Here is a 12,087-nt window from a genome sequence, read left to right as displayed (position 1 = left end):
CTGGGAAATCTGCAACAACCGTATTCACCGTATTTGCATTGTGAAAATCAAGTTTCAATGGCGCCCATTGAATTTCTAAGGGTCCAGGAGTTGTCCCTGGTCCATGGCCAGTAAAGCCAATCCCTACTTCAGTATCTGCGTTGTCTACTTCTGCAGCCGACACATTCAGACCACCTGCCACACAAATACCGACCAAAGTTGCGCTTGTTACTAAACCTGCCAATAATTTTTTCTTCATCTCTTTTCTCTCCTTGTAATAAAATAGTTTAGTATATCTAACATGTGCGAAAACGCACAATTGATATTAAAAGAAACAAGTCGTACAATAAATATATTCGAGGGACACCGTTCTTTTTTTAGAATATCCTTTTTTTCTCTTGGTTTTAACAAAACCAAGCTGAATGCTAGAATCATTGATGTCACGCTCTTTTTGATGAGGGCTTGACGAGAGTTGACGGCAAATAGTGAAAAAACACGCTTGACGAACGTTTTTCTTTTAATAACAGCTGACATTTATTCAAAGGAAATAATCCACTCTCTAGGTAAGCGCTTTCTTAGAAAATAAAAAAAGAATAACCGAAAATTCTTCCTTAAAAAATTTTTTCATTTTTGCTTTTAGCTATTCATTTACTCTTTGAAGGTGTTTCTCCAATTGAACAATCACCTGCATCCGCTGCTCGATCATTGAATCTGCATAGGTATCTAAGGTCAGTTGTGTCGAGGTATGCCCAAGGATCGCACTAACAGACAAAATATCTCCTTGTGCTTCCAGACAACGCGTCGCAAACGTGTGACGCAATTGGTGGAAATGGATGTCTTGAACCCCTGCTTTTTTTCGTAATTGATGGAAGTAGTACGTTAACAAACGTGGCTCCATTGGGCGAGCATTGGTTGAAAAGACATATTGACTCGTGGATTGTCTTTTTAATCGTAGCAGTTTTCTCTTCATAATCGTTCCGAAAGGAACGAGACGTGTCGACGCTTCCGTTTTCACGGTGTCATACACGAGTTGGGTTTTCCGTAGCCCATCCATTGATGCCACTCGTTGATACGTATGAGAAACTTGAATCAGATTTCGCTCAAAATCAATATCTGTCCAACGCAAAGCAGCGATTTCTCCAATACGTAAGCCGGTATTCAAGGCTAAGTACGTGGGTAATCCGCGAACGCCGCCTACGTTTATCGCCGCTGTTTCTAGCTTTTCTTGTTCTTTTTCGGTCAGTGAACGAATTTTTTGTTTCCGTTCCTTCGGTAATTTAATAGAAGAAAAAGGGTTCTCCTTTATATGTTCACCTTTCTTTGCCTTGTTTAAACACTGGCCTAAGATCTGCATAATCACCTTCATGGTCGAGCTTTTTAATCCATACAGACTCCATTGTTGAACCAAGTAGTTCCCGGTTTCATGCGTCAGCTCATTTAACGAGCGATCGCCAATAAATGGAAAGACATATTTGGTCAACTTGTAGTGGTAATTCGCATAGGTGGATAGTTTTACGTCTTTTTTGATGGCACGTAACCATTGGCAGCCCCATTCTTCCAAAGGGATACATGAACTTCCTTGCATGGACTGAATGGTCTGGTAACGAACCTTTAACGGATATAGTTTCATTCGTACTTCCCGTAGGGATTTCCCATAGACATAGCCGTATTTCACCTGTCCATCAGCTTTTCGTCCTTTACGATAGCGGCCTTCCCAACGACCGTCTTTTCTTTGATAAATATTTTCTCCTCTACGCATAGCTTTCTCCTTTTATTTTGACGGCGAAAATGACGTACTAAGCAGCGAGTCATTTTCCCGTTTATTGTGATTTGGAACATTCGAGTGTCTATTAATTGCTTGTAACAAACGAGATTCAGAATAAATGCGACAGTTATTATTAAAATTAAGTTGATTTTCCTGTATCGTTCGATTACAATATAATTAATAAATGTATATACACCGTTATTTATAGGTTGTAGCAACAAGCTGTTCCCTTGGTTTTGTTAAAACCAAGAGATTTACTGGTTACAATTAATAATTATTTGAATTTATAAGTTATGAAAAACATCCCCTCACTTTGAGGAGATGCTTTTTTTATTCATCCAATCATTTCACCTATGTTTAGCGGTTCTCTAAGAATCCCTCTCTTCCCAAACAAGAGTTCTTAGAGAATGGAGTTTAGCATGCGTATGCTTTAAGTGGTTTCCTAAAAATGTACTTTAAAAGTACATTTTTAGGAAATCCGATAAAAACAAAAAAAGGACCTCAAAAAGAAGTCCTTTTATCAAGAATTATCAAACGAAAGTTAGTCGCTTCCAGTGTCTATTTGAAGTTTTACCATCAAGAAAATATGGCAGGAGTATAGTACATTGACGCGCTAGAGGAGAAATAGCACGCGATCAAACCCTCTCTTTTTCAGAATAGGTTTTATTAATTATAAATAACCGCCTCTTTCTCTCTTATAGAAGATAATCCCTCCACTTATTTTCTGTTCTTTAAATAATTTTAATTTTATTTCCCCGTTTAATGGAAAATGGATCAAAGGACAGAGTACTTCCATCTTGAGCCGCAAGAAATTGTTGGTTTAAAATTGAATACTATTTTTATTTACAGTGTGATTTTGGACTCCAACAAATTGAGTCATCATTTCTTGACTGATTTTCTCCACAGCTTGTTAGACAATTTTCATAAGTGATTCCTCCCTATTGATTTTTTAAGGTTTTTAGCACACTGACTTTAACACATGTGATGAAATCTCTATTTTATTTTCCAATAATCATTTTTATGCTAAAAATCCTATTGCCCACTTTACTGAGTCTTTTGATTCTGAACTTCTTACAAGTTATAGATCCAACGATAGTGAATGACAGCTATAACATATCCCGAATTATCGAGAAAGCGCCACAATGAATTAAAATATCCTAGAATGTGTTAAAACACATACCTATAGAGAAACACTCGGTTATTTGGATTTTATAAATCAACGAGTGTGGGGTTCGAGTAGCGATAAGGAAACTAGATTTTCGAACGACTAAAATCGGATGTTCCATTTTCTTATCGAAAACTAGTCATTTAAATAATCATTCCTATAGTTAATGAATAAGTCTGATTCGATTACTACTTTAGTCACAAGCAGTATGTTTTTCTCAATTTTTTGAAAATGGTAATGTTGTCTTGTAACAAAAATTAGCTAGGAGGACGTTATTATGGTAAAAAGAATTTCACTAGAAAAAGAAGCGGTTGAATTTAGCGAAGCAAATGCGCCACACCCACGTATCTATGAATTACCACCAGAAGAAGGTCGTGCCTTACTGGAACAAGTACAAGAATCTCCTGTGATTAAATTAGATGTTGACATTGAAGATAAAATTATGGATACAGGGAAATGGGGCGAAATTAATGTCCGTTTCATACGACCTAAAGGGAATACAGGCGAACTTCCTGTAATTTACTATATTCATGGAGCGGGATGGGTATTTGGTAGTAAAAATACCCATGACAAATTGGTGCGAGAACTGGCAGTTAGAACCAATTCAGTAGTAGTGTTTCCTGAATACGATCGTTCTCCAGAAGCAAAATACCCTACAGCTATTGAACAAAACTATTCGATCTTGCAAAAATTGAAGACCATTTCTAAAGATGAAAAACTCGATATCGATCATTTAACTGTATCTGGGGATTCTGTTGGAGGAAACATGGCCACGGTAATGACGATCATGACTAAACAGCGTGGAGGCATTCCAATCAAACAACAAGTTTTATATTATCCAGTAACGGATGCCAATTTTGATACGGAATCATATAATCAATTTGCAGAAGGATATTTTCTAACGAAAGCGGGCATGCAATGGTTCTGGAATCAATATACAACTGATGAATCCGAACGTAATGAAATTACTGCTTCACCATTGCGTTCTACCATAGAGGAATTGAAGGGGTTGCCAGATGCAATGATTTTGAATGGCGAAGCGGATGTATTACGAGACGAAGGTGAAGCTTACGCACGTAAGTTGCGCAATGCAGGTGTCGGCGTGACACAAGTTCGTTTCCAAGGAATGATTCATGATTTTGTCATGGTAAATTCATTGGACCAAACTCATGCTGCTCGAGCTGCAATGGATCTTTCAACTGATTGGATCAATAAAAGGAATAGATAGCCTGCAATTAAGAAAGAAAATTTGAGCTTTTCTAAGTTCGATCATACCAAATTAGTTAAGCAAATAACGGGTACCATAAATCATATTATAGAACACCTCTTATTAAGTTCGGTAGCTGAATTTAATAAGAGGTGTTTTCATCTCTCAATCAAAAAGAGCTTTTTTTAGCAATACTTAGATTAATATAAATACAAAATCTAGTTAGTTAGGAAGATCATTGTATGATAGGCCTTTTTGTTCAAAATAACAACGTATCCGTTTACACTCCTATAGGTTTTGTAAATCAGATGAAGGAGTTAACGCTGTATAGCAGTATATTATTACTCATATAAAGTAATACAGAGGTCGAATCTGAACTATGAGACCTTCGCCTGCTGCTTCAGGAACCAGGATCTCCGCTGGAAACAGGAATGATTCCGAACAATCAAATTCCTGATTGATACATTCCCCATTGGACGAGGTATACTGTAGTAGACATCAAGTTAAGGGAATTTGTGGAATGTAACTGATAGTCCTTAATTGTACGCTGCTTATTAATTGACTAGTCTTCAAAATTCCTAAGTATGCTTGCATTATCGTATATAGCCATGATTCTTTCATCAATATGATCGTTGGCCGATAACTGAGAAATATCAAATTTCATTACCATTTCAATCCAAAAGACTAGCCTAGCTGGTCTTTTTTACGTGATAGTCTTCATTAATCTAATTTCTAACTTTGAATGGTACTATTGGGGTTAGGATGATTTAATATCTTTTATTGCATTCAGCAATCATTTTACATAGTCTCAGCTTTTTACATCAATAAAGATAAAATGGTTGAGATTATAACAAACTGTGTAGTATTTTCTTCACTACATAAGTTTCAATTTTTATCATCAGCAAAAGAAAACAACTCGACAAACTCGCCTAAAGAAAAAATCACTATTCGTTTATTTCCAATACGAACAAGAACTCCACCATAATTGAAGGTTTCATTTCCTGAAGGTAGATCGATTACTGCTCGACCTTCTATGCTACCAATTTTCGATTTTTCAATTGAAAAAGGCTCACAAAACTCACTTACCTTTTCCCAATTATCTTTGGTGTAAACAATATATTCCAACGTATCATTTAATTTGCAAATCCCTTGTGGATTTCTCAACAACTTGGCTTCTTCATTTTTAAACGGCATTTCTTCATATCCCTTCGCATCAATCAAATCTTGAATAAAGATGGCAACAACTCACTAACAAATTCAACATTATATTGTTCCAATAATTCTGTGACTGTTTCAATAATCTGTTGTTGTAAAGCATACTCAATTTTTTCTTGCCTCAGTATTCCAACAATTTGGTTGAGGTATTCTTCCTTTGTCATTTAAAAAAACCTTCCTTACTCCAAGTTAGCATAATAGTTGAAAAACTTCGCTTTTTACGCTAGAAGCAATAGCATAACTTGTTCATCCATTTATACTTCATTTTTTGCCATATAAGTTTTATTTCTCTTATGATATCAGCACTCCAACATAAATTGAATTACTAAAATTATTAATAATCCTAAATTCCACACTTATTCATACTACTGGTCTCCATCTAATTGATTTAATTTTAGGGAAGCCTCCATCTACTCCTTTTATACTTTCCCAATTGATTGAAACCACGCTATATAATTTTCCTGATCTTTACTTAACTTTGCATTGTCAACAGTTCTTGCCAAGTAATTGCGACCTTCCACCTCATCCTTTTTTTGTAACATCTTTAAAGTCGGTGCAACTTGTGTTTCAAACCATCGTTCCGATCGTTCAATGGAAAATTCTTTTGCATTCATACTGAAATTTAACTCGCTCACTGTCCGAAACATTTTAGCCCAACGTTCGTTGACAATCTTTGTCTCTTCATCCAATAGATCGTAAACGATCAATTTACTATTGATGATTCCGGCACCAATCTTTCCCAGGTACTTTCCAGAAATGAAGTATCGTACCACCTCCATTGCCCGTTCAGCACTGCAACGAACCTCGTAGCGATTATAGATTTCATGCTTCAACAGCGCTTCATCCACTGATATGCCTTCTTTATTCGCTAGTTCAAATCGCTTTTCATAAAAGTTGAAAAAGAGTGGTGATTTTCTAGAACCAAAATAGAGAGATAACCCTTTACTTCTTGTTCTACCATCCTCATCACTGACAAGCCCACTATAGTGCTCAAATGTTTTAAATTGATCGTTTATCAAGCCCAGTTGACGTTTCTCTAGAATGGTAAAAAGGTTGAAATATTCCGCATCTTCTCGGGTCCATAGTTCATCAATCGCAAGATCGATTCGACTACATTGGACACGACTATAAGAGCTTTCTAGCTTTCCTTGTTTTTTCCAGATCTCTGATAAAAATTCTTGCCAATCTATTACTTTTTCATTCAACAGTTGCTCATATTCTCTACAACCTTGTCCTGAAAATTGGATAAGAACATTTCTGTTTGTTTTCTTTGCATGCCAGAACACCCAAATATTTCCACAAACAGACACACGATCAAAGAGGTAAAGTCCTGTGGGTCTCGTTTCAAATGAAGCCTCATCCATTCTTAAAACCTGTGTAATGATTTGATTTGGCGTAGCATCGAAAAATGATAGTCGTAGATAATCAATCATTACTCGCATATTTGCTTCTTCTTCCATAGATAGTCGAAAATGAGTATCAAGAATTTCTTTTACATTCTCGGGTATGACACGCTTCCCTCGTTCCATCTTTTCATAATACGACAAAGACACATCTAGGATAGCCGCAAACTTTTGTTGAGAGACAGGTTTCACTTTTTTTCCCTCTCTAGTAAGGACACCCAGTTTGTAGCGATACTCCCGTAATTCTTTCGGTTCCAAGACATCCTCTCCTTTAAAAAAACAAAATTGAAATTTCTGTAAAAAAGAAAAAATGGTTGCGAAGCATTGCTAGGTATGACTTTTATTTTTTGTGTCCCCTTTGAATCGCTACAACCCGCACAACTTTTCATCTTCGATGAATCCTGCCATAACAAGCTTATTCATCTTTTTTCTTTTTCGTTATTTTATTTCTACCCCCCCTATTAGATATTGGGGGGTAAATGTTTTGTGCAGGCGCAAGCGCCTGCACAAAACCAGCCACGCACACTTTGGCGTGTGCGTGTGCACAATGTCCCTGGCTCCGCCGCGACATGTGCACACGCCACGCTCGACTGTATACATTCCTAAAAGCTATTACTTGTTTCTTACTTATGCCCCACACATGTTTATTTTTGATATTGTAAAAGCCATTTTCGAACTGCTTGCTTACTGTAAAGAACCATCCCTGAATCCAATCGGATTTCAGGACAACCAAACTGAACCCAAGACTTCAATGTATTCACACTTACTCCAAAATAATCTGCACAATATTTTTGTTTCACAACGTCTCGTTCTTCTTTTGCTTCTTTCAAAGCTTTTTTCATCGTATGGTAAACCTTATTGAAATTCTCTTTCTGCCACTCTATCAACATTTCATCAATTGTTGCCATCCCACCCCTCCTTTTTGAATACTAAATATTTTGTAAGGATATAAATACTCTTTAAACACACAATACTTTGATTCTAAAAAGATGTCAATGATTTATTTGTGAATCTTTTATGACTCAAAAGAATACTAAAGAGGTTGATTTACTTGAAGAAAGAGTCTATGATAAATGAAGAGGTGAAATAAATGATAGAGAATTTTGGAGCAAACGTGACAAGGCTAAGAAAAGATCGTGGGTTGTCACAAGAGGAATTAGCAGATAAGTTAGGAATGAAAAAGCAATCCATCTCAAATATTGAACGGGGAAATAGATACCCAACCTTTGAAACCTTGGAACGTATTGCATCTGTTTTGAATGCTTCCCCCATCCAATTATTTGGCACACTAAAAGAAATTGCGGTTTCTGATGTACCTGTCGTATTAGACAGAATTGATGAATATGATGAAAGAGTACGACAAATCTTCCAAGCGGAAAAAACATTGAAAGATATTGGTGAACCTGTAGATAAACTGTCAAGTAATATTAAATACATTGAACACTTCTTCTTCAGCCAACCACACGCAACTGACAAAGAAGGTTCAGCCATTGTAGATGAACAAGGTAATTTTGTATTTCTTGATCCTTTATTTGACTCGCTTCCTTTTGATTCGATAGATACACTTGTCAAACAAATCCAATACATTGAACAGTTCTGTTTTCCAAAAGTTGAATACACTGACGGTGATCCAGTATTTGATGACAAGCACAATATACTTACTTCCACTGCAGTTGAAAAGGTCCCTTTTGACAAAATTGATGAAACCTATCATCAACTAAAGTTTATTTTAGAAAATAGAGAAAAGCTATAGTAGCTACTTTTGTTCTCTATCTATAGATAAAAAGAGCATCAATAATAAATCTTAAGCAACACAAAAAGCATAGATTTCCCATAAGAATTTTGAAAAAACTATGTCTTCAACAAACTAATGAAAGTTAGTTTCTTTTCCTATGTGCCCCACACATAAAGGAGAGAAAAATGAGTACTAATATCAAAAAATATACAAAAAAAGATGGATCATCAGCCTACATGTTCAGAAAATATTTGGGGCTTGATCCAGTGACAGGACGACAAATAGAAAAAACTCGTAGAGGTTTTAAAACTTTAAAAGAAGCAAAACTTGAGTTATCTAAATTAGAAATTGACTATCAAGAAAATGGTCCTTCTCAACAATTTAAATCTAGAAGTTATAAAGAAGTATGTGAAGAATGGTTTGAAATCGTTTATAAGATGAAAGTTAAGGAAAGTACATTTTGGAATACCAGGATGATTTTTGATAAACATATTCTTCCCGAATTAGGGAATCTTAGAATAAATAAGATTACTGTTACTTTTTGCCAAAAAATTGCAAATTGCTGGTCCAGAAAAAGTCCAAAGAGATATTCTAGATTTATCAATTATGCTGGAATGATATTTGATTACGCTTTATCCATTGGAGAGTTAAACGTAAATCCCATGGCTAAGATATTAACACCCATAGTTCAACTAGATGAAGAAGAACATAAAAAATTTTATGAACGAGATCAATTAATCGATTTTCTATCTGATATGAAATTGCAATTTCCTGAGATTCGCTATGTCTTTTTTTCTCTTCTAGCCTACACGGGAATGAGAAAAGGTGAAGCTTTAGCTTTGCATTGGAATGATATTGACTTTGAAATGAAATTTTTAAAAATCAATAAAACTCTAGCGGTAGGTAAAAAGGGGAAATTGTTAATTCAAAAACCAAAAACAAAAGCCGCAAATAGGAAAATCACTCTTGATGATCACACTCTCTCATTACTACAAAAATGGCATATTTCTCAACAAAGAGAACTGGATCAATTAAAAATTCACAAAAGACAAGACCAACTTGTTTTTTCAAAATATGATAATCTTCCAATGTATCCCAGGACGCCTCAATCTTGGTTAGAAAGTTTCTATATAAAAAATCCAGATATGTTTAGAATTTCTCCACATGGTTTTAGACATACACATGCTTCTTTACTGTTTGAAGCTGGCGCAACAATGAAACAAGTTCAATCCCGTTTGGGTCATACAAACATAAAGACAACAATGAATGTTTATACCCATGTTACTAAAAGTGCTGAAGAAGAAACTGCCCTCCTTTTTGCAGATTTCATGTCAAATGGAAAATCTCTGGTATAATTTCTGTAACAAACAAAAAAACTCTACTGTTTCCAGTAGAGAAAGCTTTATATATCAAGATTTTCGAAGCTTATTTATTCAAACTATCTTTAGCTTGGTCAGCTAGTGCAGTGAAAGCAGCTGCATCGTTAACTGCTAAGTCAGCTAACATTTTGCGGTTGATTTCGATACCGGCAACTTTAAGACCGTGCATTAATTTTGAGTAGCTCAAGCCGTTCATACGAGCTGCAGCGTTGATACGTGCAATCCACAATTTGCGGAAGTCGCGTTTCTTTTGACGACGATCGCGGTATGCGTAGTTGTATGAATTCATTACTTGTTCTTTAGCTGTTTTAAATAGAGTGTGTTTAGAACCGTAGTAACCTTTAGCTAGTTTTAGTGTCTTTTTACGACGTTTACGAGTTACAGTTCCACCTTTAACACGTGCCATGTTTAATTCCTCCTAATAAATAAATCATTGAATTTTTTAAGTTGTAAAGCGGGTTGCGCAATTATTTCATGCGTGCCAATTGTTGGCGGATACGTTTGTAATCGCCTTTTGATACCATAGACGCTTTACGTAATTGACGACGTTGTTTTTTCGTTTTTCCGTGGAAACGGTGACTTGTGAACGCGCGGAAACGTTTCAAACCGCCTTTACCAGTGCGTTTTACGCGTTTTGCTAAACCGCGATGTGTTTTTTGTTTTGGCATGACTAAATTTCCTCCTACTTTTCATTTCGCATACTCTTTAACTAGAGTCAAAGAAGCATTCTCAAAATTATTGCTAGTCTTTCTTCTCTTTCGGTGCAAGCACTAAGAACATGCTACGTCCGTCCATCTTCGCTTTTTGTTCCACTGTTGCGATATCATCAGTTTCTTCAGCTAAGCGATTAAGAACTTTCTGACCAATTTCTTTGTGGGTAATGGCACGGCCCTTGAAACGGATCGAAGCTTTCACTTTGTCACCTTTTTCTAGGAATTTACGTGCGTTACGAAGTTTTGTATTAAAGTCGTTCAAGTCGATCGTTGGACTAAGCCGAACTTCTTTAATGTTGATCACTTTTTGCTTCTTGCGCGCTTCACGTTCTTTTTTCTGTAATTCGAAGCGGTATTTTCCATAGTCCATAATACGTGCTACAGGTGGTTTGGCACCAGGAGCTACTAGGACTACATCAAGGTTTGCTTGTTCAGCAATCTTTAAGGCTTCTACTTTCGATTTAACACCTAGTTGTTCGCCGTCTTGTCCGATCAAACGTACTTCACGTGCACGAATGCCGTCGTTAACCATCATATCCTTTGCTATGGTCATTCACCTCCAAATTTTTTGAGAGAAAAAAAAGCGAATAAAAAAAACGAGTTCTTTACGAACCCGCACGTAGTTCGACTCATCCTAAAAGATCAGTCATTAACTATCTAGCCCAGCGAGATGTTCGCGTAAGGCGAGAAGCGGGTGCTTCTGCTTTCATTTCTCAACTTTAACAGTATACAAGCTATTCTATAAAATGTCAACTTATTATTTCCCTTTTCTGATTGTTTTCAGAAACTTTCTATTGAACTTCCTTTAGTTTGTATGCTAACGTATAAGATGAAGGAAGTGATACTATGGAGCATTCTTTTTTCAAAGAATTGATTCATTACAATAAACCAAAGGAGTCACCGTTACGCTTAATCGGTGCCGGCCTTTGTATGATCAGTGTTTTATTCACCGGCTACTTATCCCACCAGCTAGCTATTTCTAGTTTCGGTTCTTTAGGCATTTTCACCTTTCTCTATTATCAAAGACTCCCGTTAAAACAATTAATGATACGCCTGTCTGTCGTCGGCAGCTTTTTGACCGCGGCAAACTTTCTCGGTATGCTTTCGACCCATGCAGCTTGGACTGCACCAATCGTGGTTTCTGTTGTCGGTTTTATAGGAAGATTCTTTTTCCGACTATATGGAATTACTAAACCAGGTCCTTTCTTTATCGTTATGGTTACAGCCATGGGCGCAAGCACAAAGATTTCCCTTGCGAAAATCCCAATGATGAGCGGCTATTTTTTCATTGGTGTTCTTTTCTCCTTAGCGGTCGCTTTCGCAGTCCATTTTGTAGAAACTGAGCCTTTACCTGAAAAAAATACAGAAAAAACACTGAAATCGCGAATCGATCATGATCCCGCTGTGGTCATTGATAGTCTTCTATATAGTGGGATTCTTTTTTTTGCTGTCTATCTCAGCATCGGCTTGCAGCTAAAAAATCCCTATTGGCTAGTTGTCTCATGCGCCTTGTATATTTAAATTAC

General features: G+C 36.4%; 11 protein-coding genes, 2 pseudogenes and 1 other annotated feature. Of the genes and pseudogenes, 4 read left to right on the top strand and 9 right to left on the bottom strand.

Going from position 1 to position 12,087, the window contains the following annotated elements:
• Both JZO85_RS22715 and JZO85_RS22710 read right to left on the bottom strand, forming a co-directional pair.
• A pseudogene (locus tag JZO85_RS22715) lies at positions 1–238 on the bottom strand (WxL domain-containing protein); the annotation flags it as partial.
• Positions 239–619: 381 nt separating this feature from the next.
• Complete coding sequence (locus tag JZO85_RS22710) at positions 620–1,738, bottom strand: tyrosine-type recombinase/integrase (protein ID WP_207110791.1); 1,119 nt, start codon at positions 1,736–1,738, stop codon at positions 620–622.
• A gap of 1,448 nt (positions 1,739–3,186) precedes the next feature.
• Between JZO85_RS22710 and JZO85_RS22705 the strand changes: the two genes are divergently transcribed.
• Complete coding sequence (locus tag JZO85_RS22705) at positions 3,187–4,137, top strand: alpha/beta hydrolase (protein WP_207110790.1); 951 nt, start codon at positions 3,187–3,189, stop codon at positions 4,135–4,137.
• Positions 4,138–5,001: 864 nt separating this feature from the next.
• On the opposite strand, the gene JZO85_RS22700 is transcribed toward JZO85_RS22705, so the two are convergent.
• The 4 genes from JZO85_RS22700 to JZO85_RS22685 all read right to left on the bottom strand — a co-directional run bounded on the left by JZO85_RS22700 (position 5,002) and on the right by JZO85_RS22685 (position 7,642).
• Positions 5,002–5,310: a hypothetical protein gene (locus tag JZO85_RS22700; protein ID WP_207110789.1), complete on the bottom strand. Its 309-nt coding sequence runs from the start codon at positions 5,308–5,310 to the stop codon at positions 5,002–5,004.
• Between the two features lie 23 nt (positions 5,311–5,333).
• Positions 5,334–5,495, bottom strand: a complete 162-nt coding sequence (locus JZO85_RS22695; RefSeq protein WP_207110788.1) for a hypothetical protein — start codon at positions 5,493–5,495, stop codon at positions 5,334–5,336.
• Positions 5,496–5,750: 255 nt separating this feature from the next.
• On the bottom strand, positions 5,751–6,992 hold the full coding sequence (locus JZO85_RS22690) for a replication initiation factor domain-containing protein (RefSeq protein WP_207110787.1): 1,242 nt from the start codon (positions 6,990–6,992) through the stop codon (positions 5,751–5,753).
• Between the two features lie 386 nt (positions 6,993–7,378).
• Positions 7,379–7,642 (bottom strand): DNA-binding protein, encoded by a 264-nt coding sequence (locus tag JZO85_RS22685; RefSeq protein ID WP_207110786.1) that lies wholly within the window; start codon positions 7,640–7,642, stop codon positions 7,379–7,381.
• A gap of 182 nt (positions 7,643–7,824) precedes the next feature.
• Here JZO85_RS22685 and JZO85_RS22680 point away from each other — a divergent pair, with 182 nt between their 5' ends.
• Both JZO85_RS22680 and JZO85_RS22675 read left to right on the top strand, forming a co-directional pair.
• Positions 7,825–8,487, top strand: coding sequence for a helix-turn-helix domain-containing protein (locus JZO85_RS22680; RefSeq protein ID WP_207110785.1), 663 nt, complete (start codon positions 7,825–7,827; stop codon positions 8,485–8,487).
• A gap of 167 nt (positions 8,488–8,654) precedes the next feature.
• The gene (locus JZO85_RS22675) at positions 8,655–9,824 is read left to right on the top strand and encodes a site-specific integrase (protein ID WP_207110784.1); all 1,170 of its coding nucleotides are present in this window, start codon (positions 8,655–8,657) and stop codon (positions 9,822–9,824) included.
• 70 nt (positions 9,825–9,894) lie between these two features.
• On the opposite strand, the gene rplT is transcribed toward JZO85_RS22675, so the two are convergent.
• The 3 genes from rplT to infC form a co-directional block, all read right to left on the bottom strand.
• Positions 9,895–10,254 (bottom strand): 50S ribosomal protein L20, encoded by a 360-nt coding sequence (gene rplT / locus JZO85_RS22670; RefSeq protein WP_010781965.1) that lies wholly within the window; start codon positions 10,252–10,254, stop codon positions 9,895–9,897.
• A 61-nt stretch (positions 10,255–10,315) separates the two neighbouring features.
• Entirely contained in the window at positions 10,316–10,516 is a 201-nt protein-coding gene (gene rpmI, locus JZO85_RS22665) for a 50S ribosomal protein L35 (RefSeq protein WP_010747119.1), read from the bottom strand.
• 73 nt (positions 10,517–10,589) lie between these two features.
• The gene (infC, locus tag JZO85_RS22660) at positions 10,590–11,114 is read right to left on the bottom strand and encodes a translation initiation factor IF-3 (RefSeq protein ID WP_207110783.1); all 525 of its coding nucleotides are present in this window, start codon (positions 11,112–11,114) and stop codon (positions 10,590–10,592) included.
• Positions 11,115–11,143: 29 nt separating this feature from the next.
• Positions 11,144–11,273: a sequence feature (ribosomal protein L20 leader region), on the bottom strand.
• Positions 11,274–11,407: 134 nt separating this feature from the next.
• Here infC and JZO85_RS22655 point away from each other — a divergent pair.
• Positions 11,408–12,070 (top strand): annotated as a pseudogene (locus tag JZO85_RS22655) (FUSC family protein); the annotation flags it as partial.
• Between the last annotated feature and the right edge of the window lie 17 nt (positions 12,071–12,087).

Origin of the sequence: Candidatus Enterococcus murrayae (assembly GCF_017315985.1) — a bacterium.
Taxonomy (GTDB): Bacteria; Bacillota; Bacilli; order Lactobacillales; family Enterococcaceae; genus Enterococcus_A; species Enterococcus_A murrayae.
The sequence above is the reverse complement of the archived record's forward strand: the minus strand, read 5'-3'. Positions and strand labels throughout refer to the sequence as shown.